Consider the following 25,254-nt stretch of genomic DNA (forward strand, 5'->3'; position numbering starts at 1 on the left):
TGACACACGCTATCGCCCCAGGGTTGGTGTCGTGCATTCCATCCGCCGCATGTGGCCACTATGGTGAGAATATGCCCGCTCCGAAAGTACTCGCCATCGTCCTTGCCGGAGGTGAGGGCAAGCGCCTGATGCCCCTCACCGCGTCTCGCGCCAAGCCCGCTGTGCCGTTCGGCGGCACCTATCGGCTCGTCGACTTCGCGTTGTCGAACTTGGTCAACTCGCACTATCTGCACGTCGTTGTGCTCACTCAGTACAAGTCTCACTCGATGGACCGCCACATCGCCCGTACGTGGCGCATGTCCCCACTGCTCGGCAACTATGTTGCGCCTGTGCCTGCTCAGCAACGTCGCGGCAAGCACTGGTACCTCGGCAGCGCCGACGCGATTTACCAGACCGTCAACATCATTGAGGACGAAGAACCTGACTATGTGGTGATCGTGGGAGCAGACCACGTGTACCGCATGGACTTCTCCCAGATGGTCGACGCCCACATTCGCACTGGCGCGGACTTCTCTGTCGCCGGAATCCGCCAGCCCATCGAACTCGCGGACCAGTTCGGGATCATCGATGTCGACAAGGAACGTCCGGGCTTCATCAAGGCGTTCCTCGAAAAGCCCTCTGAAGTCGAGGGTCTACCCGACAGCCCCGACGAGGTTCTGGTCAGCATGGGCAACTACGTCGCCTCTGTTGAACCGTTCCTCGAAGCGCTGAAGGCGGACGCCGAATCCGCAACGTCCAAGCACGATATGGGTGGTGACATCGTTCCCCACTTCGTCGACAAGGGCACCTGCGGTTTCTACGACTTCCTCGACAACGATGTCCCCGGTTCCGCTGACCGCGACCGCGACTACTGGCGCGACGTCGGTACCCTCGACAGCTACTACGACGCCCACATGGACCTCATCGCGGTTGAACCTATCTTCAATGTGTACAACCGCGAGTGGCCCTTACATCAAGGGCTCATCACGGAACCGCCGGCGAAGTTCATTCACTCGGAAGAAGGTCGACTTGGTCACGCAGCGGACTCGATCGTCTCGCCTGGCGTCATTGTCTCCGGTGCGACGGTGACAGGATCGGTGCTTTCCCCTGGCGTCCGTCTGCACTCGTGGTCGACGGTGTCGGACTCCGTCTTGTTGGACGACGTTGTCGTGAACCGCCACGCCCAAGTCCACCGCGCGATTCTCGACAAGAACGTAGTGATCGAGGAAGGCGCCCGCGTTGGCATCGACCGTCAGTCCGACCTGGAGCGTGGCTTCACCGTGACTGAGTCCGGCATTACCGTCGTTCCCAAGGGCACGGTGGTGACCGGATGACGCGACGTCTGATCGTTCTGGACGTCGATTCCACGCTGATCACCTCCGAAGTCATCGAGATGATCGCCGCGCGAGCGGGGACGGAAGCCGAGGTTGCCGCCGTCACTGAGGCAGCCATGCGAGGTGAGATCGACTTTGGTGAATCACTGACTCAACGTGTCGCTACCCTCGCGGGAGTGCCGGAGTCCGTGTTCGAGGACGTGCTCGCTGAGGTGGAGTTCACCCCCGGCGCAGAAACACTCATCTCTACCCTGCAGCAACGCGGGTGGACTGCGGCACTGGTATCCGGCGGGTTTGAGGAGATCGTGGCGCCGCTGGCCGCCCGGCTGGGAATCACGCATTTCCGGGCTAACGGGCTTGAAGTCCGCGACGGTGTGCTCACCGGACGGACCCGGGGACCGATCATTGACCGAGCTGCGAAAGCCGTAGCGCTACGTGAGTACGCAGCGGAACTTGGAATCGCGCCGGCCGATGCGGTGGCGGTGGGAGACGGGGCCAATGACCTTGACATGATGGGGGCGGCGGGGCTTGGCATCGCATTCAATGCGAAGCCTGTCGTCCAGGAACAGGCGGATGTTGCGCTCAATGAGCCCCGTCTTGACGCGGCACTTGCCATCATCGATGCGGCACCTGCGCACATAACGGCAAACCTGAAGTAGCGCGTCAACGACGTATGAAGGGGCCCACAGTCGTGTGACTGTGGGCCCCTTCATACGTTCACGCTGGGTGCGGTGAAGTCTTACTCGACGTCGCGACCGGAGATGATCTGCGACAAGACCGCCGTGCGTGAACCGAGTTCTGCCCACGTGCCCTCGAAGGTCAGGACCGCAGCGGTGGCTGTCCGCAATCCGTGAGCGACAAACTTCAGCGAATCCGTGTCAGACCCGCCGGCGGCGAGGTAGGCCGCCGCTGCCGACCAGGTGGGTTCGTGCCCGACGGCGATGACGGTGTCCTCGTCGCCGATCTCGTTCAGTACCTCGAGCAGCCCTTCGACGTGAGTCTCGTAGAGGTCGTCGACGGTACGCACTTCGCAGTCACCAAGCGAACCTGCCATCAGGTTCCATGTCTGCTGCGTGCGGTTCGAGGGCGACACCAGAGCAAGCGAGGGCTTCAGACCGGCTGCCGCAATCTCTGTGCCGAGCTTCTGCGATGCCTTCCGGCCAATGATCGCCAATGGGCGGTCCATGTCCGGTAGCCCGGCAGGGCGTTCTGCTTTGGCGTGTCGAGCAAGAATCAACGTTGGCATGTCACTGTCCCATCGCGTGCACGCCACCATCGACGTGCACCATTTCTCCGGTGGTGGCCGGGAACCAGTCGCTGAGGAGCGCGGTCACGGCCTTGGCGGTTGGTTCGGTTGCTGACGAGTCCCAGCCCAGCGGCGCACGCTCGGACCAGGTTCCTTCCATCTGCTCGAACCCGGGAATGTTCTTTGCTGCAGTGGTCTTGATGGGGCCTGCGGACACCATGTTGCAACGGATGCCCTGAGCGCCCAGGTCACGAGCCAGGTAGCGGCTGGTGGACTCGAGGGCGGCCTTCGCCACACCCATCCAGTCGTAGACGGGCCACGCCACGGTGGCGTCGAACGTGAGTCCGACGATCGAGCCGCCGTTCGGCATCAAGGGCTGTGCGGCTTCCGCAAGGGCTTTCAGCGAGTAGGCAGAGATGTGCATGGCTGTGGAGACGTCGTCCCACTGCCCGCTCATGAAGTTGCCGCCCATGACGGTCTGCGGAGCAAAGCCGATCGAGTGCACAACGCCGTCAAGGTGGGGCACGTGTTCACGGACGGCATCTGCCAGGCCCGTCAACTGTTCGGGGTCGGTCACGTCGAGCGGCACGACCTGCGCTTCTACCGGCAGGCGGCGACCCATGGCCTGAGTGATCTTCAGCGTGCGGCCCACACCGGTGAGCACCACGGTTGCACCCTGTTCTTGGCACAGGCGTGCCACGTCAAAAGCGATCGAGCCTTCCGTGAGGACGCCGGTGACGAGGATGTTCTTACCTTCAAGGATTCCCATGTATTCGTTTCCTCCTGACGGGAAGCCTAGCGGTCCTCGCTACCGCTTGCGGCACGCCGGGACGCGTGTATGGCGCGATGCAGATAGATTGTGCGCAATCCCCACGCAGACACTGCTGGACCATCCAAGGAGAAACGATGGCATTCATGAGTTGGAGCCTTCATGGCGACGGTCGCACCATTGCGCCCGATGCTGCGGTGGCACCTCGCGAGCGGCTCACGTGGCCGCGCACTATCGGTATTGGTGCACAACACGTCCTGGCGATGTTTGGTTCCACCTTTGTGGTGCCGACCATCACCGGTTTCCCTCCGTCGACCACGCTGTTCTTCTCGGCGGTCGGTACGGTGCTGTTCCTCATCATCACGGGCAACCGCTTGCCGTCCTACCTGGGTTCGAGCTTTGCGTTCTTGGCGCCCATCATGGCGGCTACTGGCTCTCACTCCATGGGTGTGGCGCTTGGTGGCCTCGTCATGGTGGGGCTGATGCTGGCGATCGTGGGTCTCGTGGTCCACTTCGCTGGTACGCGGTGGATTGAAGTCACGATGCCGCCGGTGGTCACGGGGGCGATTGTGATGCTGATCGGCCTCAACCTCGCCCCTGCGGCGTGGGGCATGGTGTCAGTCTCGCTGACGTCTGCGCTCGTGTCGGGACTCGCAGTGATTGTCGTCACGGTGCTGTTCAAGGGCGTTCTGGGACGCCTATCGATTCTGCTGGGTACGGCTGTCGGCTGCGTTGTCGCGGCGTTCAACGGTGAGTACAACCTTGACAAGGTGAAGAGTGCAGCGTGGCTGGGCCTCCCTGACTTCACTGCACCACAGTTCGACACCTCGGTGATCATCATGTTCTTGCCGGTGCTGTTCGTGTTGATTGCCGAGAACATCGGGCACGTGAAGTCGGTGGCAGCCATGACGGGCGACAACCTGGACCCCTTGACTGGACGCGCGTTGCTTGCTGATGGCTTGGCTACCGCTGTGGCAGGTGCCGGCGGCGGTTCGGGTACGACGACGTATGCCGAGAACATTGGGGTGATGGCCGCGACGCGCGTCTACTCCACCGCTGCCTACTGGTTCGCCGCGGGATTCGCACTGCTGCTGAGCCTGTCGCCCAAGTTCGGTGAACTGATCGCCGCGACGCCCGCTGGAGTGCTCGGTGGGCTCGCCACGGTGCTGTTCGGCATGATCGCTGTGCTGGGCGCGCGCATCTGGAGCCAGGGCAACGTGGACTTCGGTAACCCTGTCAACCTCATGCCCGTGGGTATCGCGCTCATTGTGGGCGCCGCCAACTACACGTGGGAAGTGGGCGATCTGAAGTTCGAAGGCATCGTGCTGGGCACGGCTGCGGCGTTGATCTGCTACCACCTTATGGCGGTCATTACGCGTTGGCGTAGCGCAGACAACTCCGTCGCTTCTCCCGCTTTCGTTGAAGGCGACGAGGACAGAGAACTCGCTGAAGAGAAGTAGTCCGCGCATTCACGTGAGAAGGGCCGATGGGTGAGTCACCCATCGGCCCTTCTTGCGTGCTGTGGCCGCTGCTTTAGTGACCCATGCCGAGGCCGCCGTCGACAGGCAGCACGGCGCCGGACACGTAGCCGGCGGCGTCGGAGGCAAGGTACAGCGCGGCTGCGGCAACATCGTCCGCAGAACCAAAGCGCTTGGCAGGGATGTTTGCCTCGTACTGCTTCACGAGGTCCTCTCCGAGCTCTTCGGTCATGTCGGTCGTAATGAATCCCGGGGCAATAACGTTGGCGGTGATCCCACGCTGCCCCACCTCGCGAGTAATGGAACGCGCCATGCCCACCAAGGCCGACTTCGACGATGAGTAGTTGACCTGGCCGGGGTTGCCCAGGAGACCCACCACCGAACCCACCAGGATGATGCGTCCGAAACGCTGGCGCATCATGGACTGGGTGGCGCGGCGAACGGTGCGGAACGTGCCGGTGAGGTTGACATTGAGGACGGTCTCGAAGTCCTCGTCCGACATCCGCATCAGTAGTCCGTCCTTGGTGATGCCCGCGTTGGCGACGAGCACTTCAACGCGCCCGTGACGCTCTTCAAGCGCGTCAAAGGCCGCATTCACCGCATCGGTATCCGTGATGTCTGCGATAGCACCGTCGACACCTTCCGGAAGCTCACCACTGCGGTGAATCGAACTGACGGTGTAGCCGGCTGCCACAAAGGACTCGGCGATGGCGCGGCCGATGCCGCGGTTGGCTCCAGTAACAAGGACGTGACGTGTCATGGGTGACACGGTACTAGCATCGCTGGCGTGACATTTCGAGGTTTGCCGGTCGCACGGATCGTGTTGACGGTCGTGATTGCGCTGAGCGTGAGCGCTGTCGCAGTCATGCTCGGCATGTGGCAGTACGAGCGCCACGAGGTGAAGCGCGATGCCCGTGCCGCCTATGACGTGGCACAAGAACTCTCTCCCGTGCCACTGGCCGATGTTGTTCCGGCGGGGGCGTCGGAACTGCCTGCCGACGCCGAGTGGCGTTCCGTCATTGTCGAGGGCATCTTTGCCCAGGACTCAGCAACCGTGCTGCGTGGCCGTCCGGTGGATTCCACCCCCGCGCTGCAGTACTTGGCGTGGCTCGACAAGACCGATGGCGACAGCGTGCTGGTGTCGACAGGATGGGTGCCTCAACCTGAATCGCAGTCGGCCTTCGCGCAACCGAGCTACCCCACCGGTCACGTCACGGTGACGGGCATCGTGCGGGCGTGGGAAGACGACGACGGCAAGTCAGCGGAAGACTCGGTGTCCCGCATCAGTGCCGAACAACTCTCCCCCGCCTCCAGCCAACCAATGCCCGGCTACATCATGATTCGCGAGGTGTGCGATGCCGAAGGGTGCCGCGACACCGTAGCCGGTGAGCCAGTCCCTCTTCCCGAGCTGTCGCTCGGCCCCCACTTGTCGTATGCCTGGCAGTGGTGGATCTTCGCGGTTCTAGTGCCCGCTGGGGCGTTCTTGCTGCTGCGCCGCGATGCCCGCGAGGGCACCGCAACCGCCACTCCTACAGCCGTTCCGCGCAAGAAGCGCCGGCACACACTCTCTGACGAAGAGATTGAGGACGCGCTCTAGGCCAAGGTGATGAGGTCTCGGTAGGAGTCGTTCCAGAGGTCCTCATCGGCGTCGGGCAACAACAGCACGCGTTCGGGCTCAAGCGCGTCGACAGCACCTTCATCGTGGGTCACGAGCACCACTGCGCCCTCGTAGGTCCTGAGCGCGCTGAGGATCTCCGCACGCGAGGCAGGGTCGAGGTTGTTGGTCGGCTCGTCAAGGAGCAACACATTCGCTTGGCTCACCACCAGTGTTGCAAGCGCCAAACGTGTCTTCTCTCCACCGGACAGCACGCGCGCAGGCTTGTCCGCGTCGTCCCCTGAGAATAGGAAAGAGCCCAACACCTTGCGGACCTCCGTATCGGCAAGGTCAGGAGCCGCGTGGCGCAAGTTCTCGACGACGGTGGCGTCCATGTCGAGAGTGTCGTGCTCCTGGGCGTAGTAGCCCAGCTTCAGTCCGTGGCCAGGCTCCACCTCACCGGTATCGGCGTCCTCCACGCCGGACAGCAACTTGAGAAGGGTCGTCTTTCCCGCGCCGTTGAGGCCCAATACCACCACACGTGAACCACGGTCGATCGCCAAGTCCACGTCTGTGAAGACTTCGAGCGACCCGTAACTCTTGGACAACCCATAGCCGCGCAGCGGAGTCTTGCCGCACGGAGCTGGGGTGGGGAAACGCAGACTTGCGACCTTGTCGATCTGCCGTTCGCCTTCGGTGTCGTTGAGGAGTTTCTCCGCACGTTTGATCATCTGCTGCGCAGCTGTCGCCTTCGATGCCTTGGCACGCATCTTCTCTGCCTGTGCCATGAGCGCAGAGGCCTTCTTCTCGGCATTGCGGCGTTCGGTGCGGCGACGCTTCTCGTCATCCTCACGCTGCTGGAGATAAAGATCCCAGCCCATCGCGTACTGGTCGAGCTCGCCGCGATTCGCGTCCAGGTAGAACACCTTCGTCACGACAGTACGGACCAGGTCGACGTCGTGACTGATCACGATCAATCCGCCAGAGTATGCCTTGAGGAAGTCCCGCAACCAGATGATGGAATCCGCATCGAGGTGGTTGGTCGGCTCGTCAAGGAGCAACGTCTCCGCATTCGAGAACAGAATCCGCGCCAGTTCTACGCGGCGCCGCTGACCGCCGGACAACGTGTGCAACGGCTGGCCCAGAATCCGGGAGTCAAGTCCAAGGTTTGCCGCGATCTGGGAGGCCTCAGACTCCGCCGCATACCCCCCGGCAGCGCGGAATCGTTCTTCGAGGCGGGGATACCGTTCCATCGCCTTGATCGACAACTTCTCGTCGGTACTCGACATGGCTTCCTCGGCCTCGCGCATCTTTGCCGCCAAACCGGCCAAGTCACGCGCTCCAAGGATGCGGTCCCGAGCCATCTTGTTCAGGTCGCCGCTGCGAGGATCCTGCGGCAGGTAGCCCACGGAACCGCGATGGGTCACCGACCCTCCTGAAGGCTGTCCTTCGCCTGCGAGGATTCGCGTCATCGTGGTCTTGCCAGCACCGTTGCGTCCCACCAGGCCGATGCGGTCTCCTGCATTCACGTGGAAGGACGTGGGGTGCAACAAGACACGGGGGCCGATGCGCATCTCAAGATTTTGCGCGCTAATCACTAAAAAGCTCTCCTTGGCGGCAGCCGCTTGGTGGGATTTCTACAACGAACGAGCGCCTACCGCATCTTGTCCCCCGACTGCCAGGGACACCGCAGTAGCGTAAGCGCCGGTCCATTATCGCAAGGAGAACCCATGAGCTCGCGCCACATCCTTTCCGGCCCCAACATCGCGCTGATCGCGGTGTTCGCCGCGTTCATCGCCGCCTCGACTCTGGTTCCGGAAGTCACCTTGGCGTTCGGAGTGCCATTCTCACTGCAAACGCTCGCAGTCGTCCTTGCGGGACTGTGCTTGGGCCCCTGGCGCGGCGCCGCCGCCGTCACGCTGTACGTCGTCGTGGGCGCAGCAGGTCTGCCGATCTATGCCAACAATGCTGCTGGGCTGGCAATCCTGGCCGGTCCCACCGGCGGGTTCCTCGTCGGCTTCATCCCCGCCGCATGGCTGGTCGGCTACGTGGCGGTACTGGTGCGCAAACGCATCAGACTCTCGTTGCCGGCGCTCATCATTGCCGGCCTCGTGTCGATTCCCGTGGTCTACGCGGTCGGCATCCCCTGGCTGTCACAGATCACGGGACTGACCCTGGGGCAGGCGACGGTGGCAATGTCGCCGTTCATGATTGGAGACGCCATCAAGGTTGTCATCGCCGCAAGTTTGGCGTCGATCATTCACCGGGCTTATCCCCAACTCATGCCTGCAAACCCCGTTCAGAAGACCGCTGTGGACGTGGAAGAGGCCGCGACCGCATAGCCTTAAGGCATGATCGAGTTCAAGGGGGCTTCTGTCATCGCGCCCGACACGGGCGTGACGATCCTGCAGCCGACAACACTTTCGCTGACGGAACGTCACATCAGCATCGTGGGCGCAAACGGCGGAGGCAAGTCAACATTGGTGAGGCTCATCAACGGCCTCATTCCGCCCACGGAAGGTTCCGTTGAGGTCGAAGGACTGAACGTCGCGACTCACGGTGCGGAAGTGCGCCGGCGCGTCGGATTCCTTTTCACCGACCCCTCAGCGCAGCTCATCATGCCCACTGCCGTCGAAGACGTCATGCTGTCGTTGCGCCGCTCGATCAAGGACAAGAACAAGCGCACCCGCGCCGCACTTGATGCCCTCGAAGAAATGGGACTTGGCGAACGCGCAGACGTGTCAGTCTCGGCGCTCTCCGGTGGCCAACGACAGTTGCTCGCACTTGCCGGAGTGCTCGCCGTGACACCGTCGGTTCTGATCGCCGACGAGCCCACCACGTTGCTCGACTTGCGCTGGCGCGCCCATGTCGGCGCGCTGCTGCGTTCCCTACCAGTGCAGTTGATTGAAGTAACCCACGATCTCGACTCGGCATCACGGGCACAGCGCACCCTCGTCATCGACGACGGTCAGATCGCCTTCGACGGCCACCCCCATGAGGCCATCCAGCGCTACCGCGACCTGATGTTCGGACGCACCGCCAGGCAGGCACCCCAGTGATCTCCACCCTGGGTTTGTACCGACGGCGGGACACCCCGCTCCACCATGCTGCTGCCTGGTTCAAGGTACTGCTCCTGGTCGTGACTACCGTGGTGGTGCTCGTCAGCAACGACGTCGTCACCTCCATAGGAATCATGTGCGCGGCACTGCTCTTGCTCGCCAGCACCGTTCCTCCCGCACGTGTCACGTTGTGGACCCTCATCGGTACCGCGCTCGTGGGTCTTCTCTCCTCAACTTTGTACCTGTGGCGCGGCGACTATCTCCGTGCAGCCGAGGTCAGTGCGGACCTGATCACGATTGTGGCCCTTGCGCTTGCGGTCACGACGTCAACATCGATGGCAGCCATGCTCGACTTCGTCGCCGCGGCCGCACGCCCCATTCGTTTCATTCTTCCGCCTGAGACTCTGGGGCTCATGTTCGCTCTCATGCTGCGTGCGCTACCTGAGGTTGCGAAGATCTACATGGAGTCTCGCCAAGCCGCGCGGGCCCGTGGACTCGATAAATCCATGCGTGCAGTTCTCTTCCCCACCACCACGCGTACCGTGGGCTTCGCACTCCAGCTCGGACAAGCGATCCATGCACGAGGAATCGGCGAAGAGTTCGATGCCACTCATGAGGCTAGGAGCGCACGCGACGCTCGCCTCAGCAAAAGAAAGCGCTCCAAGCCCTCCGCAGCCAGCTCCTCTACACACGCCACTGAGAAAGCCACTGCTGCAAGCGCGACGTCAACGTCTTCCATGACGAAGGAAGACGCGTTTGAGCTGCTCATTGCACCGCGTCCCCGCGACAACGAATAACCGCCGCCGCACCACGTTCTGAACGCGCTTTGTCCGCATCTGCGGACTAGCCTGACGTGAACGGCGCATCTTCGAGGGAGGACGCATGAGCGCACCCGATCACGGCCCAGCTGACGAGTTTGCTGTACCTGCCTCCAGTGGCCGCGCCACCATGAGCGTTCCTGTTCTCACGGCCATGGTCGTGGGAACGATGGTCGGTGCCGGGGTTTACTCCCTTCCCGCCTCCTTCGCCTCGTCGACGGGAGTGGCGGGGGCAGCCATTGCCTGGGCGATTGCGGGCGGCGGTATGTTGGCGTTGGCATTCGTGTTTCAGCGGCTCGCCATCGCGCGACCAGACTTGGATTCCGGGATCTTCGCCTACGCGCAGGCCGGGTTCGGCGACTACATCGGATTCTTTTCTGCGTTCGGCTACTGGGTGAGCGCGTGCGTAGCGAACGTCACCTACTGGGTCCTGGTGTCGTCCACGCTGGGATCGGTCGCTCCAGTGTTCGGGGATGGCGACACGTTTGCTGCCCTCCTGCTCGGCACAGCCGGCATCTGGCTCTTCCACTTCATCATCCAGAAGGGCGTCACCCGCGCCACTGTCATCAACGGAATCGCCACCGTCGCCAAGATGGTGCCGTTGGCGATCTTCGCCGTGATCATCATGTCGGGGGCGTTCTCGTGGGAGACGTTCACGGACAACTTGTGGGCAGAGGACGGGTCGCTGGGTTCGTTGTCTGACCAAGTCCGCAGCACGATGCTTGTCACTGTCTTTGTGTTCATCGGAATCGAAGGCGCGAGCGTGTACTCCCGCTGGGCACGCAAGCGTGAAGACGTCGGAAAAGCTACAGTCTGGGGTTTCCTGTCAGTCCTCGCCATATTTGTCGCAGTGACGATGCTGAGCTACGGCGTACTCCCCCGCGAAGACCTCGCAGCGATGCGCCAACCTTCAGTAGCCGGGGTCTTAGAAGAAGCGGTGGGTGCCTGGGGCGCATGGGTTATCGGCATCGGCCTGCTGATCTCGGTGCTGGGCGCATACCTCGCTTGGTGTTTGCTTGCCGTCGAGTCGCTCTACATGACAGCCCGTCACGGCGATGCGCCGGCGGTGTTGTCTCACCTCAACAAGAACCGGGTGCCCTTCCGAGCACTCCTGGTGACGTCATTGGTGACGCAACTCTTCCTCGTGGTGGCGTTCTTCGCCGAAAGCGCCTTTGATTTCTCCCTTGAACTCACGAGTGCACTTGCCATCTTGCCGTACCTCCTGACCGCAGGGTTTGGCCTCAAGATCGCACTCAACGGAGGCAAGGTGGCGACGGCGGTGGCAGCGTCGTCAGTCGCGACCGTGTACGCGATCTATCTTGTGTACGCCATGGGGCTCAAGTACGCACTGCTGGCGCTCATCATCTACGCCCCCGCGTCCCTGGTGTATGTCTGGTCGCGCAAGCAGCGCGGGAGAAAGATCTTCACACCGGCCGAGGCGGTCGTGTGTGTGCTCGCAAGCATCGGCGCGATCGCCGGCGTGTGGGCGCTGGCATCTGGAACCATCGCTCTGTAGGCGCACACGACAGGCCACGCGCATGGGAAAGGCCGTGCCGCCCCCGCCGTCTGGCAAGGGGCCGCACGGCCTGTCTCATGGTTCTGAGTGCGTCACCAATCGGTGCGCTCACGCGCTGGCTTGCGAAACTTAGACGTTGAAGCCCAAAGCACGCAGTTGTTCACGTCCGTCGTCGGTGATCTTGTCCGGACCCCACGGCGGCATCCACACCCAGTTGATGCGGTAGCCGTTGACCAGGCCTTCGAGAGCCTGGCCTGCCTGGTCTTCAATCACGTCGGTCAGCGGGCACGCTGCAGACGTGAGCGTCATGTCAATGACGGCGTGCTGGTTCTCGTCCAGCGAGACCCCGTACACCAGCCCCAAGTCCACAACGTTGATGCCCAACTCGGGGTCAATCACATCACGCAGAGCCTCTTCAACATCCGCCGCATTCGGCGGCGTTGCTGTCTCGGTCATGCCTCGTCCTTTCGTGCCTGGATCATGGCGTCCTTAAACGCCATCCACCCCAGCATGGCGCACTTGATGCGCGCTGGGTACTTTCCCACCCCGACGAACGCGGTTGCGTCGCCCAGGAGATCTTCTCGGTCATCATCAAGCGCTTCGCCTTTGGCCTGCATCAGGTCGCGGAACGCTTCCATCGTGGCCTCGGCCTCGGACAACGTGGTGCCCTCCACTAGTTCATGGAGAACGGACACGGAGGCCTGCGAGATAGAACACCCCTGGCCTTCCCAGGTCACGGATTCCACGCGGTCGTCCTCGAGCCCCACCCGCAACCTGATCTCGTCACCACATGTGGTGTTGACCTGGTGCGACTCCCCCACCTGAATGAGGTTGAGGTCAACAAGACCCTTGCCGTGCGCCTGCTTGGCGTGATCCATGATGACCTGCTGGTACATCTGTTCAAGACTGCTCATCAGTTCACTCCAAAGAATGCGGGGACAGTGGCCACAGCTGCGACGAACGCTTCCGCGTCCTCCCTAGTGGTGTACACGTGGGCGCTTGCGCGCGTCGAGCCTGTGACGCCGAACTTTCGATGCAGCGGTTGCGCACAGTGATGCCCCACTCGCACGGCGATGCCAGCGTCGTCGAGGACCTGCCCTACGTCGTGAGGGTGAACACCGTCGACGGCAATAGAAGCAACACCGATCACGTCGCGGGCGTCCGCGCTGCCGACCGGCCCGAGGAGCCGTACCCCAGGGATCTCAGCAACGCCGGCACGCATGACTGCCGCGATCTCCCGCTCATGCGCCTCAACGCGATCCATGCCCACACCTGCCAGGTAGCGTGCAGCCGCGCCCATGCCTACTGCCTGGGCAACGGGCTGAGAGCCAGCTTCAAAGCGCATCGGCGCTTCTTGCCAGCTGGTCTCTTCCATCGTCACCACCTTGACAGCACCTCCCCCAAAGATGCTGGGAGGAAGAGCATCCAGCAGTTCTTTGCGCCCGTACAACGCACCGATGCCGGTAGGCCCGAGCATCTTGTGGGCGCTCATCGCCATGAAGTCGATGTCGAGCGCCTTCACGTCGACCGGCAGGTGCGGAACCGACTGGCAACCGTCGAGTACGGTCAACGCCCCGACAGCCTTGGCCCTGGCCACGAGTGCGCCAACGGGACTGATGAGGCCTGTCACATTCGACACATGGGTGAAAGCCAAGACTCGAGTGCGCTCGTTCACGAGGGAATCGAGGTCGTCAAGAATCATCCGGCCCTGGTCATCGACCGGAATCCACCGCAAGGTGGCTCCAGTTCGTGTCGCGAGGGCCTGCCAGGGCACCAGGTTCGCGTGATGCTCGGTCTCGGTGACGCAGATCTCGTCTCCGGGGCCAATCTTGAACCGGGCAGCCTCGTCTCCGCCTATCCCCGCGGAAGCGTTTCCGATGCCGCTTGCCACCAAGTTCACAGCGGCTGTCGCGTTCTCGGCCCACACGATCTCCTGCGACTGCGCCCCCACGAGGGACGCCACGTCACCGCGTGCCCCTTCAAAAAGTTCAGTCGCTTCCTCAGCTAACAGGTGCGCACCGCGCTGAACTGCCGCGTTGTGCTGTTCGTAAAACTCGCGTTCTGCGTCCAACACGACGCGCGGCTTTTGCGCTGTCGCTCCGGAGTCGAGGTACACGAGGGGCTTCCCGTTCCTGACCGTACGGGTCAGGAGCGGGAAGTCCTCGCGAAGATCGGGAAGCAGCATTCGGAAGGGGTCCTTACGCCTCGACCAGGTAGCGGTCGTAGCCTTCTGCCTCGAGTCGCTCTGCGAGCTCGGGGCCACCCTCTTCCGCGACCTGGCCGTTCACGAACACGTGGACGAAGTCAGGCTTGATGTACCGCAGGATGCGCGTGTAGTGGGTGATGAGCATGACGCCGAGGCCGGTGTTCTCCTTGACGCGGTTCACTCCTTCGGAGACGATGCGCAGTGCGTCGACGTCCAGGCCGGAGTCCGTCTCATCGAGAACGGCGATCTTGGGCGACAGCAGTTCCATCTGGAGGATCTCGTGGCGCTTCTTCTCACCACCCGAGAATCCTTCGTTGACGTTGCGCTCTGCGAACGAGGCGTCCATGCGCAGGTTGTCCATGGAACCCTTCACGTCCTTGACCCACGTGCGGAGCTTGGGTGCTTCGCCATCGATCGCGGTCTTTGCGGTACGCAGGAAGTTCGACACGGACACGCCCGGTACCTCGACGGGGTACTGCATGGCCAGGAACAGGCCAGCCTTGGCGCGCTCGTCCACGCTCATCTCGAGCACGTCTTCACCGTCGAGGAACACGGAGCCCTCGGTGATGTCGTACTTGGGGTGACCAGCGATTGCGTAGGCGAGAGTCGACTTGCCGGAGCCATTGGGGCCCATGATGGCGTGGGTTTCGCCGGAGTTGATGGTCAGGTTGACGCCCTTGAGGATCTGCTTGGTGCCCTCGGGGGTCTCCACGGAGGCGTGGAGGTTCTTGATTTCCAGGGTGCTCATGATGCTCCTTGATTCACTCTTCTTAAGACTTGGGGTTGTCGACGTCTACGAGCACGCGCTCGCCGTCGATACGAACGGGGTAGGTCGCGACAGGCGTCACGGCAGGCAACTCGTCCGGCACTCCGGTGCGTACGTCGAAGCGTGAGCCGTGGGCCCAGCACTCAACGAAGCAGCCTTCGACGTCTCCCTCGCCGAGCGGTACCTCACCGTGGGTGCACATACCGCCGATCGCATAGAAGTCGCCGTCATCGCTGCGCACGACCGCGACAGGCGTGTCAGAACCGGAGGCGAGCGTCAGCTCGACATCCATCGCTGACCCCGGTTCGAGGTCGGACACCATGCAGGCGAGTTGCTCGCTCACGCTTGCGTCTCCGCGAGCTCCTCGTTGACGTGCTCGAGTTCGAGGTCGATCGCCTTCATCAACGACTGCTCAACGCTGGCCACGCCGATCTCCTGGACGAGGTCCGCGAAGAAGCCACGCACCACAAGCTTGCGCGCCTCGTCTTCAGAGATGCCGCGTGAACGCAGGTAGAACATCTGCTCTTCATCGAAGCGTCCGGTGGCCGATGCGTGACCAGCACCCGCGATCTCGCCCGTCTCAATCTCGAGGTTAGGCACCGAGTCGGCGCGTGCGCCGTCGGTGAGCACCAGGTTGCGGTTGAGCTCGTAGGTGTCGGTGTCTTCTGCTTCCTTGCGGATCAGCACATCACCAATCCACACGGTGCGAGCAGTCTTGCCGGCAAGCGCACCCTTGTACGTCACACGCGAGGTGCAGCGCGGCACCGCGTGGTCGACGAACAACTGGTGTTCCTGGTGCTGTCCTGAGTCCGCGAAGTACAAGCCAAACAGGTCGACGCGCGCGCCTTCGCCAGCGAACGCTGCCGAGGTGTTGAGGCGCACCGACTTTCCGCCGAGGGTGACGACCGAGCCGCGCAGGCGTGAGTCGCGGCCCAGACGGGCGACCACTTCACCAGCGTGAACGGCGTCTTCGTCCCACAGCTGCAGGAGAACCAGGTTCAGTCCTGCGTTATCGGCGAGGTCCACGGAGACAAACTCCGAGTACGTTGCGGAGCCCTTGCGCTCGATGATGACAGTCGCCTCGGAGGACGCACCTGCTTCGACCAGGAGGTGTCCACGCACGTCCTGACCGGTGCCGGTCACCGTGATTTGGATGGGCTCATCGACCACGGTGTTCGGAGCGATGGACAGGACACGCGCGCCGCCGGAGTGCGCCACGGCTACGGCCGATGCGCGGTCGCCAGGGGCACGAACAGAACGCTCTCGCGCGGTCGCCACGTCAACATCAGTCAACGTCACACCCGCGGGAAGTGCCGGGACATCCCACTCAAGGTGGCCATCGGCGGCTTCGTCGGCGAGCATCGGCTTGATGTCCTTCAGTGCCGAGAATCGCCATTCTTCTTCGCGTCCCGTGGGGACGGTGAAGTCGGCAACCTCGAAAGAGGTCGGACGGTCAGCACGCGATGCGTCGGGGCTGGGGGTGCCAAGGCCGTGCGTGTGCGCGGCGTCGGCAGTGGCTCGGGAGTGGTCAGTGACGGTCAACCGACGGATCCTTCCATCTGCAGTTCGATGAGGCGGTTCAGTTCGAGCGCGTATTCCATAGGAAGTTCGCGCGCGATCGGCTCGACGAAGCCGCGGACGATCATCGCCATGGCTTCGGTCTCATCCAGACCGCGGGACATGAGGTAGAACAACTGGTCTTCGGACACCTTCGAGACGGAAGCCTCGTGCCCCATGTGCACGTCGTCCTCACGGACGTCGACATAGGGGTACGTGTCAGACCGGCTAATCTGGTCGACGAGCAGCGCATCGCACAGCACGTTCGACTTCGAGTTCTTGGCACCTTCCAGGACCTGAACCAGGCCACGGTAGGAAGTACGACCGCCGCCGCGGGCTACGGACTTCGACACGATCGAGCTCGACGTGTTCGGGGCCGCGTGCACCATCTTGGCGCCGGCGTCCTGGTGCTGCCCCTCGCCTGCGAAGGCGATCGACAGGGTTTCTCCGCGAGCGTGCTCACCGAGCATGTAGATCGCGGGGTACTTCATCGTGACCTTGGAGCCGATGTTGCCGTCGACCCACTCCATGGTGGCGCCCTCAGCAGCGGTGGCACGCTTGGTCACGAGGTTGTACACGTTGTTGGACCAGTTCTGGATGGTCGTGTATCGCACGCGGGCGTTCTTCTTGACGACGATCTCCACGACTGCGGAGTGCAGCGAGTCAGAGGAGTAGATCGGTGCGGTACATCCCTCGACGTAGTGGACGTAGGAGCCTTCGTCCGCGATGATCAGCGTGCGCTCGAACTGGCCCATGTTCTCCGTGTTAATACGGAAGTACGCCTGGAGCGGGATCTCAACGTGGACGCCCGGGGGAACGTAAACGAAGGAGCCGCCCGACCACACGGACGTGTTGAGGGCGGCGAACTTGTTGTCGCCAACCGGGATCACTGTGCCGAAGTACTGCTCGAACAGTTCGGGGTACTCCCGAAGTCCGGTGTCAGTGTCGACGAAGATCACGCCCTGCTCCTCCAGGTCCTCGCGGATCTGGTGGTAAACGACCTCAGACTCGTACTGAGCGGCCACACCGGCAACCAGGCGCTGCTTCTCCGCCTCGGGAATTCCGAGTCGGTCATACGTCGCCTTGATGTCGTCGGGCAGGTCTTCCCACGAAGTCGCCTGCTTCTCAGTTGAACGCACAAAGTACTTGATGCGGTCGAAGTCGATGCCGGACAGGTCCGAGCCCCAGTGAGGCAACGGCTTCTTGTCGAACATCTTCAAACCCTTGAGACGCAGGTTCAGCATCCACTCGGGCTCATTCTTGAGAGCCGAGATATTGCGAACCACGTCTTCGTTGAGGCCGCGCTGCGCGATGGCACCGGCCTCATCAGAGTCGTGCCAGCCGTACTCGTAGCCGCCAATTGACGCGATGATCTCCTCATCGGTCGCCTGGGGCGCATTGTCGGTGGGGGTGCTCATGGTCATCCTTCTTTCAGTGCCGCCGGGGCGACGGGGATGGTCGTGGTGCACACGTGTGCTCCGCCTGCCAGAGTTGACAGGCGCTGGACATGGACATCGAGGACGCGTGAGAACGCACGAGTTTCTGCCTCGCACCACTCGGGCGCTTCCTCAGCGATGGACTGAACCGGGCAATGGCCTTGACACAACTGAACGGTGAATCCGCCTGGGCCCGGACGAACCGAAGTAGCGTACCCCTGCTCTGCGAGCACGGCCGCCATCAACTCGACACGCTTCTCCATCGGCGCGTCAGCGGGGACAGCGCCTTCGAGAAGGCCTTCAAGTTCTGCAGCCTTGGCTTCGACGAAAGCGTCGAGATTGCCGTGCTCACGCATGAAGGCGACAGCATCGACCGCAACGGTCGAGTATGCCGACGTCAGCGATCGCTGGCCTTCGGTCGTCGCCACGTAGGACTTGGCCGGCCGACCGCGTCCACGCGCGTGCTGGCCTGGGGGTTCGTGGTCCTCGATCAGACCGTCAGCGATGAGCGCAGACAAGTGTCGGCGCACACCCGCGGCCGTCACACCCAGCTCGTCAGCAAGGGTCGACGCGGTGATCGGCCCCGCGGAGGCAATCAAGCCGAGCACTCGGTCACGAGTGGTGTCGGTCGTCATGGATCTCTCCTTAGATGCTGGGCTGGGGTGGCTATGTAGACAACATTGTTGTTGCCAAATTCCTTCCCGGCAAGCAAGGTATGCCTAAGTTGTGGGTTGCGAAAATTCCCGACAGCAGCGTGTGTAGGCGCCAGCTGATGACCCGACGTGCCGCCGTGCCAGGTGTTGCGCAGACGAATCTAAGATGGTGGCGTGTTCAGCAGACTTTTCGCGACCGTTCAGCGTGCGTTCTTGGCCATCCTTGAATGGATCGCGAGACACGGCCGTGGCTTCATCCTCGCCAACATCGTGGCGCAGGCAGGCATCATCGTCACTGGCGGCATTGTCCGGCTGACCGGCTCTGGGTTGGGCTGCTCGACGTGGCCCCAATGCGAGCCAGGCCGTTTCACTCCGGAGTTCCACCCTGAACAGTGGTTTCACCCTGCGGTCGAATTTGGTAACAGGCTGCTGACCTTCGTCCTCGTCATCGTGGCACTGGGGGTCGCAATCGCAGTGTGGCGCAACCGCCCTGATCTCAAATGGTGGGGACTGGTACCGGGCATCGGTGTCATCGTTCAAGCGGTCGTCGGTGGCATCACAGTGCTCGTCGACCTTCACCCGCTCGTGGTCGCTCCGCACCTGCTGTTGTCAACGATCCTGGTCTGGTTCTCCGTGTGGCTTGCCCTGACGTACCGCAACGCTCCTCGACGTGCGGGGCGCTCGGTGATCTGGCACCAACGACTCCTCGCCCTCTGCGTGACCGCGATTCTGGTCCTCGGGGCTCTCACCACTGGGGCGGGCCCCCACTCGGGCGACATTGAGGCTACGGAACGGCTTGCGCTTGATCCTGCGTTGATCGCACGTGCCCACGCGGTGGCTGTGTGGGCGTTCCTCGTCGTGTTCGCGCTCTTGGTGTGGCGGGTCCGTGGTGACCGCTCTGTGGGGCCTCGCGATGAAGTACGCAAGGCGTGGCTTGTCCTCGCAGTTGTCACTGCGGCTCAGGGGCTCATCGGGTACATCCAGTACTTCACCGGTTTGCCTGAGGCGGTCGTCGCGCTTCACCTCGTGGGGATTGGAGTGTTTGCTGCGGCACACGCTGCTAGCCACTACCTCATTCGCAATCGGTAACACACACAACTCCCGTGAAGAAGGTGACACCGCCGGTGAACTCTTCCCCCTCCCTCGTTACCCTGGCGTCGATCGAAGACGCTGCCCGGATTCTCGACGGCATTGCGCAACGGACCCCGCTCGACCACGCCACGATGGTGAGCGCGACTTTTGGCGCACCTGTCACGATGAAGTTGGAAAATCTTCAACGCACGGGCTCGTTCAAACTGCGCGGAGCAACCTACCGGCTATCCCGCCTCACCGCGGAAGAGCGGGCGCATGGTGTGGTCGCCGCATCGGCAGGAAACCATGCTCAAGGTGTCGCGTTCGCAGCCCAAGAGCTGGGCATTCACGCCACGATCTTCATGCCGCTCGGTGCACCGGTGCCCAAGTTGCTAGCGACGAAAGGCTACGGCGCCACAGTCGTGACCGACGGCGCCACAGTGGAAGAGTGTCTCGCGCTCGCGTACCGGCACGCCGCAGCCACTGGCGCCACCATGATCCACCCCTTCGATCACCCCGATGTGATTTCTGGCCAAGGAACTGTCGGCCTGGAGATCTATGACGACGTCCCGGATCTTGACACCGTGGTGGTGCCGCTGGGCGGCGGTGGACTCATCAGCGGGATCGCGGTTGCGGTCAAAGAACGTGCCGCCCGCGATGGCCGTCAGGTTCGGGTGATCGGGGTGCAGGCCGCCGCGTCGGCCGCATTCCCTGCTGCGTTGGCGGCAGGAGAACCGGTGTCGATTACTCGGGACAGCACGATCGCCGATGGCATTGCCGTCGCGCGAGCGGGCGAGGTCACCTATCCCCTGGTGCGCGACCTCGTTGATGACATTGTGACCGTCTCCGAGGATGATCTTGCACGTGCGGTGTTGACGGTCTTGGAACGGACCAAGCTCGTCGTGGAACCCGCGGGGGCCGCAGGTATCGCGGCTGTCTTGGGCGGACTCGTCGAAGCACACGGTCCCACAAGCATCGTGCTGTCTGGCGGCAACATTGACCCGCTGCTCATGCAGCGGATCATCGCGCTAGGACTCGTTGCCTCGGGACGCTACATGACCATGCGCATTCCACTCCCGGACCGTCCAGGCCAACTTGCGCAGGTGTCAGCGATCCTCTCCAACGTGCGCGCTAACGTCATCGAGGTGCTCCACACCCGCCATGACCTGGGCCTGACCGTGAGCGGCGTGATCCTGCACATCAGTGTGGAAACACGCGGTCCGAACCATCAAGAAGAAGTACTGGCATCGCTACGTGCCGCGGGCTTCGCCCCTGAGGTGGCAGAAGGCTAGTCGCGACGTACGAGGCGTGTTGCCTCTGGACGCATCCACGGCGCATCAGCCGGCCTCACGGAGGCGAAGTGATCGCGCCGCGCGATCTGTGCTGCAAGGAGACCTGCCACGGCAGACGACGAATGGACGTTGCCTGCCATGACTGCGGCTACAGCGTCGTCGAGTGGGACCCACGCGCCGATCATGTCCCGTTCTTCGTCTTCACGTTCGTGACGCTCATGCTCGGGGACCTCACCGAGGTCCCGAGCCAAGTACACGCGAACTGCTTCAGAGACGCCGCCGCCGGAGGGGTAGTAGTCCACCAACGTGTCCCACCGCTGGGCAGTGAGGTCGGCCTCCTCGTGAAGCTCGCGCCGCGCAGCATCGACGGGGTCTTCGTCAGCGACGTCAAGGAGCCCCGCAGGCGGCTCCCAGCATTCGGCCTGAACCGGGTGTCGGTACTGCCGCACGAGGTAGACCTCACCGGCATCGTTCAATGCCACGATGACGACAGCGCCGGTGTGACGCACGTAATCACGTGTGACAACACCGGCTTCGCCCAGGTCGATCTCGTCGGACACGACATCCCACACCTTGCCGTGGAAACGCTCGTGGCGGTGGAGCACGTCCCTGCTGGCAGGGACGTCCTCCACCGCAAACGACTCACTCACGACGCGCCAGCATCTCCTGCTTCAGCAGTGGCTCGCTGCGTCTCAAGCGCAGCGCCAATGAGACCGGCGAACAAGGGGTGGGCCTTCGTAGGACGAGACAGGAACTCAGGGTGTGCCTGCGTCGAGATGTAGTACGGGTGGACCTCCTTAGGAAGCTCCACAAACTCCACGAGCTCGCGGTCAGGAGACTCGCCTGATACCACCAAGCCGGCTTCTTCCAGCTGTGCACGGTACTTGTTGTTGACTTCGTAGCGGTGGCGGTGACGCTCACCCACCTGGGACGCGCCGTAGGTCTCAGCAGCAACGGAACCAGGCTTCAGAACCGCCTGGTACTCGCCTAGGCGCATCGTGCCACCGAGGTCACCGTCGCCCGAGACAATCGCCTGCTGTTCTTCCATCGTTGCCACCACGGGGTGGGGCGTCTCCGGGTCAAACTCCGAACTCGAAGCACCCTCGAGGCCCACGACGTTGCGGGCGTACTCCATCACCATGGTCTGCATACCCAAGCAAATGCCAAGCGTAGGCACCTTGTTCTCGCGGGCCCAGCGAAGCGCGCCAATCTTGCCGTCCACGCCACGCACCCCGAAACCGCCAGGAACCAACACGGCATCGACACCACTCAGGGCTTCCTGGGCACCCTCGGGCGTTTGGCACTGATCGGATGCAACCCAGCGCAAGTGCACCTTGGCACTGTGGTGGAAGCCGCCTGCACGCAAGGCCTCCGAGACGGACAGGTAGGCGTCGGGCAGATCAATGTACTTGCCGACGAGCGCCACCTCAACGTGGTGTGCGGGGCGGTGGACGCGGTCAAGAACGTCATTCCATGCCCCCCACTTCACATCGTGGAAGGGAAGGTCGAGACGGCGCACAACGTAGGCGTCGAGGCCTTCGGAGTGCAGCACCTTGGGAATGTCGTAGATGCTGGGCGAGTCCTTGGCGGTAACCACGGCATCGTTCTCGACGTCGCACATCAAGGCCACCTTGGCCTTCACACCAGCGGGAATGTCACGATCCGAGCGCAGCACCAGGGCATCGGGCTGAATACCGATCGATCGCAACGCGGCCACCGAGTGCTGCGTCGGCTTCGTCTTCTGCTCACCAGACGGGCCGATGAACGGCACGAGCGAGACGTGAAGGAAGAACACGTTGTCGCGGCCCACATCGTGGCGCACCTGGCGTGCGGCCTCAAGGAACGGCTGCGACTCGATGTCACCTACTGTTCCGCCGACCTCAGTGATGATGACATCACAGTCGGGGCCAGCCTGCTCGCGCATGCGTCGCTTGATCTCATCAGTGATGTGCGGGATGACCTGAACGGTGTCGCCCAGGTACTCGCCACGACGTTCCTTCGCGATCACCTGCGAGTACACCTGGCCGGTCGTCACGTTCGAACTGGCCGACAACTTCACGTCCAGGAAACGCTCATAGTGGCCGATGTCGAGGTCTGTTTCCGCGCCATCGTCGGTGACGAAAACTTCACCGTGCTGGAACGGGTTCATGGTGCCCGGGTCCACGTTGAGATAAGGGTCGAGCTTCTGCATCGTCACGCGGAGTCCACGGGAACGCAACAGGCGTCCCAATGAGGATGCGGTGAGGCCCTTACCAAGGGAAGAAACAACGCCTCCCGTGACAAAAATGTGCCGGGTGACATGGTCCGTATTAGCTGAAATTCGAGATCGCTCCACGGGCTTCAACTCTAACACCGACCGCGCCACCGTGACGCCGAACACGCAACATTCGTTAAGGCGTTGGCACGTACGCCGACTCGCCTCCGACGGCGTACTGTCCCACGGATCCACCAATGTTCTCTGCCAAAGCAAGAGCCGAGGAGATCTGGCCAAAGTACCCAGTACCAGTAGAGACAGTCGACACCACGGGCGAGGCAGATGGCGAGTTCGCAATCGCGGTGGGCAGGTCTCCGCTCGAGGCCAAACCTGAAGAAGCAACAATGCCGTCTGCGTAAAGACCCAACACCCCAGCGATCTCGGCGTACACGGCAGAGTCCGCACCGGCTTCCTCGTCCGCGGGCCCCGCAATCATTGCCACCGCACTCGAAGGAGCCGTCACCGTTCCCGACACCAGCTCTGCATCGACCAGCAACTCAAACAGCGCCCCTGCACGCTCCTCGGCATCGGCCGCGTAGTCATCCCCCTCAGCACCCACGGGCACCACACCTGGCATCAGCGCCTGCGCAAGCGCGTGAGCAAGCACCGTCGTACTCGTCATGTCGTCAGTTGACCCCACGACCTGTGAGGCAACTGTCGATGCCAACGAGTTTCGGAACGCCACTTGCTGTGGGTCGGTCCACGCCGGTTCAACCACGACCTGAGCGGTCAGAGCCGCACCTGCTTGCACCAGACGGTCCCGGATTCCCTGAGAGTCGGATGTCGAAGGAGTACCCACGTCGAGCGTCGCCACCGAGACCTCCCCCAAAGCGCCGGCCAACAGACGGGTCGAGGTTTCATCGGCAAACTGCTCTCCAGCTGCCGCCGAGTCGGCCTGCACATCGAGTTCCGTCTGCAACTGAGATGTCTCGTCCTCGAGCGACGCGATGGTCTCTGCTTGATCCCCGATGAGTGCATCACGCATCGGCCCGTTCCCCAGCACGATTCCGACTGCCAACGCGAAAAACACGGCAACCAAAGAGACGATGTGATACCTGAAATCGATCATCACGCGCCGCCAATCCAGCCGGTCAGACCATTCCACACGCTTTCCGCCCAAGCGCGCCCCGCGGGGGTGATCCAGATCGCGGCACACAGCGCCAGCGCGGCGCTGACCACAAGCGTGACCAACGTCCAGGCGCCATACCGATGCCGGTACACCAAAGCCAGCGTGGAAGCATCGATGAGGCTTCCGCCGGCGCGCATCCGGCTCAGCAAAGTCCCCGCACCTTCCGCAGGGCTTCGTTCCAAGAAATCCATCAGCTCGGACTCGACGCCCACCGTCACGATAACCTCCGCTCCCCCGGCATGGGCAAGCAGAATCGCAACATCGGCAGCAGACAACGTCGACTCAACCGACGAGTGATCGACGCCCAGCGCCTCAGCCCGGATCACGCCGGCATCGGACCCGTGAGGGTCATGCAACACCACGTGTGACGCAGCCCGGACAGTCTCCTCGTCAACTCCTTCGATGTCACCCACGATGATGCTTGCCGAAGGCCCAAGGTCGCGAGCCGCGTCAGCTCCATGACCGACACCGATGACCACCGGACGCACATCTCTCATGTAACGGTGGATGTCACGAAGTTGAGACCGATGCCGAAAACCCGGCGCGACGATCACGACATGGCGCCCGGTCAGGTCCACGCCGGTGTGGGGCAGTCCTTGACCCTCAAGAAGGACATCGCCTTCACGGGCGATCTGCTCCATCGCCGTCGCGGTGAGCATCTGCAACTGCACACGCATTCCCTCGGCAGACTGCGTCATGGCGTCTGTGATGGAGTCCGCGTCCAGCACATTGCCAGAGGCGACTACGTCCTCACCCGAATAGACATCGCCGCCGGCGACTGTGACGGTGCCACCCTCCTTCAAGTCGAGCACCGCAGCACCCACAGCATCGACCAAGGGAATGTTCGCCTCGATGAGGACCCGGGGCCCACCGGTGGGATAGCGACCGGAGATCGACGGACTGACGTTGATCACAGCGGCAGGCTTGCGCGCGGCAAGCGCTTCAGCGGCACCCTGATCAAGATCCAGGACATCGATGACGGCAATGTCGCCACGGCGCAAGCGGCGCGCCAAGACCACGGGGCTCGGTTCAATCCTCACGGGCCCGGTCACAGAGCCGTCGTTCGCGTCCGCATGTGTGGAGGAACGACTCATGTG

Annotated in this window: 26 protein-coding genes; 10 read left to right on the forward strand and 16 right to left on the reverse strand. The window is 62.7% G+C overall.

Going from position 1 to position 25,254, the window contains the following annotated elements:
* Window positions 1-71 precede the first annotated feature (71 nt).
* Window positions 72-1,313 (forward strand): glucose-1-phosphate adenylyltransferase, encoded by a 1,242-nt coding sequence (locus ON058_RS07330; protein WP_274668368.1) that lies wholly within the window; start codon window positions 72-74, stop codon window positions 1,311-1,313.
* Window positions 1,310-1,972, forward strand: coding sequence for a phosphoserine phosphatase SerB (gene serB / locus ON058_RS07335; protein ID WP_274668369.1), 663 nt, complete (start codon window positions 1,310-1,312; stop codon window positions 1,970-1,972). The genes ON058_RS07330 and serB overlap by 4 nt, the downstream gene beginning before the upstream one ends.
* An 80-nt stretch (window positions 1,973-2,052) precedes the next feature.
* On the opposite strand, the gene ON058_RS07340 is transcribed toward serB, so the two are convergent.
* Complete coding sequence (locus ON058_RS07340; RefSeq protein ID WP_274668370.1) at window positions 2,053-2,559, reverse strand: histidine phosphatase family protein; 507 nt, start codon at window positions 2,557-2,559, stop codon at window positions 2,053-2,055.
* 1 nt (window position 2,560) lies between these two features.
* A complete protein-coding gene (fabI, locus tag ON058_RS07345) occupies window positions 2,561-3,328 on the reverse strand; it encodes an enoyl-ACP reductase FabI (protein WP_274668371.1) in 768 nt (255 codons plus the stop codon).
* A 137-nt stretch (window positions 3,329-3,465) separates the two neighbouring features.
* Here fabI and ON058_RS07350 point away from each other — a divergent pair, with 137 nt between their 5' ends.
* Window positions 3,466-4,788: a uracil-xanthine permease family protein gene (locus ON058_RS07350; protein WP_274668372.1), complete on the forward strand. Its 1,323-nt coding sequence runs from the start codon at window positions 3,466-3,468 to the stop codon at window positions 4,786-4,788.
* A 73-nt stretch (window positions 4,789-4,861) separates the two neighbouring features.
* On the opposite strand, the gene fabG is transcribed toward ON058_RS07350, so the two are convergent.
* On the reverse strand, window positions 4,862-5,566 hold the full coding sequence (gene fabG / locus ON058_RS07355; protein ID WP_274668373.1) for a 3-oxoacyl-ACP reductase FabG: 705 nt from the start codon (window positions 5,564-5,566) through the stop codon (window positions 4,862-4,864).
* Between the two features lie 27 nt (window positions 5,567-5,593).
* Between fabG and ON058_RS07360 the strand changes: the two genes are divergently transcribed.
* Complete coding sequence (locus ON058_RS07360; protein ID WP_274668374.1) at window positions 5,594-6,403, forward strand: SURF1 family protein; 810 nt, start codon at window positions 5,594-5,596, stop codon at window positions 6,401-6,403.
* Here ON058_RS07360 and abc-f read toward each other — a convergent pair.
* Entirely contained in the window at window positions 6,400-7,998 is a 1,599-nt protein-coding gene (gene abc-f, locus ON058_RS07365; protein ID WP_274668375.1) for a ribosomal protection-like ABC-F family protein, read from the reverse strand. The genes ON058_RS07360 and abc-f overlap by 4 nt on opposite strands.
* A gap of 132 nt (window positions 7,999-8,130) precedes the next feature.
* On the opposite strand from abc-f, the gene ON058_RS07370 reads away from it, so the two are divergent.
* The 4 genes from ON058_RS07370 (at window position 8,131) to ON058_RS07385 (ending at window position 11,793) form a co-directional block, all read left to right on the forward strand.
* A complete protein-coding gene (locus ON058_RS07370) occupies window positions 8,131-8,742 on the forward strand; it encodes a biotin transporter BioY (protein ID WP_274668376.1) in 612 nt (203 codons plus the stop codon).
* Window positions 8,743-8,751: 9 nt separating this feature from the next.
* Window positions 8,752-9,459, forward strand: a complete 708-nt coding sequence (locus ON058_RS07375) for an energy-coupling factor ABC transporter ATP-binding protein (protein WP_274668377.1) — start codon at window positions 8,752-8,754, stop codon at window positions 9,457-9,459.
* Window positions 9,456-10,256 carry an energy-coupling factor transporter transmembrane component T gene (locus tag ON058_RS07380; RefSeq protein WP_274668378.1) on the forward strand — a complete coding sequence of 267 codons (801 nt, stop codon included), beginning with the start codon at window positions 9,456-9,458 and terminating at the stop codon, window positions 10,254-10,256. The genes ON058_RS07375 and ON058_RS07380 overlap by 4 nt, the downstream gene beginning before the upstream one ends.
* 85 nt (window positions 10,257-10,341) lie before the next feature.
* On the forward strand, window positions 10,342-11,793 hold the full coding sequence (locus ON058_RS07385; protein ID WP_274668379.1) for a basic amino acid/polyamine antiporter: 1,452 nt from the start codon (window positions 10,342-10,344) through the stop codon (window positions 11,791-11,793).
* Window positions 11,794-11,922: 129 nt separating this feature from the next.
* Here ON058_RS07385 and ON058_RS07390 read toward each other — a convergent pair whose 3' ends face one another.
* The 8 genes from ON058_RS07390 to ON058_RS07425 are packed head-to-tail and all read right to left on the reverse strand — an operon-like array spanning window position 11,923 to window position 18,393.
* Window positions 11,923-12,249 carry a metal-sulfur cluster assembly factor gene (locus ON058_RS07390; RefSeq protein ID WP_274668380.1) on the reverse strand — a complete coding sequence of 109 codons (327 nt, stop codon included), beginning with the start codon at window positions 12,247-12,249 and terminating at the stop codon, window positions 11,923-11,925.
* Window positions 12,246-12,707, reverse strand: a complete 462-nt coding sequence (gene sufU / locus ON058_RS07395; RefSeq protein ID WP_274668381.1) for a Fe-S cluster assembly sulfur transfer protein SufU — start codon at window positions 12,705-12,707, stop codon at window positions 12,246-12,248. The genes ON058_RS07390 and sufU overlap by 4 nt, the downstream gene beginning before the upstream one ends.
* The gene (locus ON058_RS07400; protein ID WP_274668382.1) at window positions 12,707-13,978 is read right to left on the reverse strand and encodes an aminotransferase class V-fold PLP-dependent enzyme; all 1,272 of its coding nucleotides are present in this window, start codon (window positions 13,976-13,978) and stop codon (window positions 12,707-12,709) included. Before ON058_RS07400 ends, sufU begins: the two co-directional genes overlap by 1 nt.
* Window positions 13,979-13,991: 13 nt before the next feature.
* Window positions 13,992-14,747: a Fe-S cluster assembly ATPase SufC gene (gene sufC / locus ON058_RS07405; RefSeq protein ID WP_274668383.1), complete on the reverse strand. Its 756-nt coding sequence runs from the start codon at window positions 14,745-14,747 to the stop codon at window positions 13,992-13,994.
* 22 nt (window positions 14,748-14,769) lie between these two features.
* Window positions 14,770-15,108 carry a non-heme iron oxygenase ferredoxin subunit gene (locus ON058_RS07410; protein ID WP_274668384.1) on the reverse strand — a complete coding sequence of 113 codons (339 nt, stop codon included), beginning with the start codon at window positions 15,106-15,108 and terminating at the stop codon, window positions 14,770-14,772.
* Window positions 15,105-16,307, reverse strand: a complete 1,203-nt coding sequence (gene sufD, locus ON058_RS07415; protein ID WP_274668385.1) for a Fe-S cluster assembly protein SufD — start codon at window positions 16,305-16,307, stop codon at window positions 15,105-15,107. Before sufD ends, ON058_RS07410 begins: the two co-directional genes overlap by 4 nt.
* A complete protein-coding gene (sufB, locus tag ON058_RS07420) occupies window positions 16,304-17,740 on the reverse strand; it encodes a Fe-S cluster assembly protein SufB (protein WP_274668386.1) in 1,437 nt (478 codons plus the stop codon). Before sufB ends, sufD begins: the two co-directional genes overlap by 4 nt.
* A 2-nt stretch (window positions 17,741-17,742) precedes the next feature.
* Window positions 17,743-18,393, reverse strand: a complete 651-nt coding sequence (locus tag ON058_RS07425; RefSeq protein ID WP_274668387.1) for a metalloregulator ArsR/SmtB family transcription factor — start codon at window positions 18,391-18,393, stop codon at window positions 17,743-17,745.
* A 192-nt stretch (window positions 18,394-18,585) separates the two neighbouring features.
* Between ON058_RS07425 and ON058_RS07430 the strand changes: the two genes are divergently transcribed.
* Both ON058_RS07430 and ilvA read left to right on the forward strand, forming a co-directional pair.
* Window positions 18,586-19,500: a heme A synthase gene (locus ON058_RS07430; protein ID WP_274668388.1), complete on the forward strand. Its 915-nt coding sequence runs from the start codon at window positions 18,586-18,588 to the stop codon at window positions 19,498-19,500.
* A gap of 14 nt (window positions 19,501-19,514) precedes the next feature.
* Window positions 19,515-20,774 carry a threonine ammonia-lyase gene (gene ilvA, locus ON058_RS07435; protein WP_274668389.1) on the forward strand — a complete coding sequence of 420 codons (1,260 nt, stop codon included), beginning with the start codon at window positions 19,515-19,517 and terminating at the stop codon, window positions 20,772-20,774.
* Here ilvA and ON058_RS07440 read toward each other — a convergent pair.
* From ON058_RS07440 to steA, 4 genes are read right to left on the reverse strand one after another with little or no spacing between them, the layout of a single operon-like run.
* Window positions 20,771-21,424: an NUDIX domain-containing protein gene (locus ON058_RS07440; RefSeq protein ID WP_274668390.1), complete on the reverse strand. Its 654-nt coding sequence runs from the start codon at window positions 21,422-21,424 to the stop codon at window positions 20,771-20,773. The genes ilvA and ON058_RS07440 overlap by 4 nt on opposite strands.
* The gene (locus ON058_RS07445) at window positions 21,421-23,109 is read right to left on the reverse strand and encodes a CTP synthase (protein ID WP_274668391.1); all 1,689 of its coding nucleotides are present in this window, start codon (window positions 23,107-23,109) and stop codon (window positions 21,421-21,423) included. Before ON058_RS07445 ends, ON058_RS07440 begins: the two co-directional genes overlap by 4 nt.
* A gap of 55 nt (window positions 23,110-23,164) precedes the next feature.
* Window positions 23,165-24,097, reverse strand: a complete 933-nt coding sequence (locus tag ON058_RS07450; protein WP_274668392.1) for a copper transporter — start codon at window positions 24,095-24,097, stop codon at window positions 23,165-23,167.
* Window positions 24,097-25,251, reverse strand: coding sequence for a putative cytokinetic ring protein SteA (steA, locus tag ON058_RS07455; RefSeq protein ID WP_274668393.1), 1,155 nt, complete (start codon window positions 25,249-25,251; stop codon window positions 24,097-24,099). The genes ON058_RS07450 and steA overlap by 1 nt, the downstream gene beginning before the upstream one ends.
* Window positions 25,252-25,254 lie beyond the last annotated feature (3 nt).

Origin of the sequence: Demequina sp. B12 (genome assembly GCF_028823635.1) — a bacterium.
In the GTDB taxonomy this organism is placed as follows: domain Bacteria; phylum Actinomycetota; class Actinomycetes; order Actinomycetales; family Demequinaceae; genus Demequina.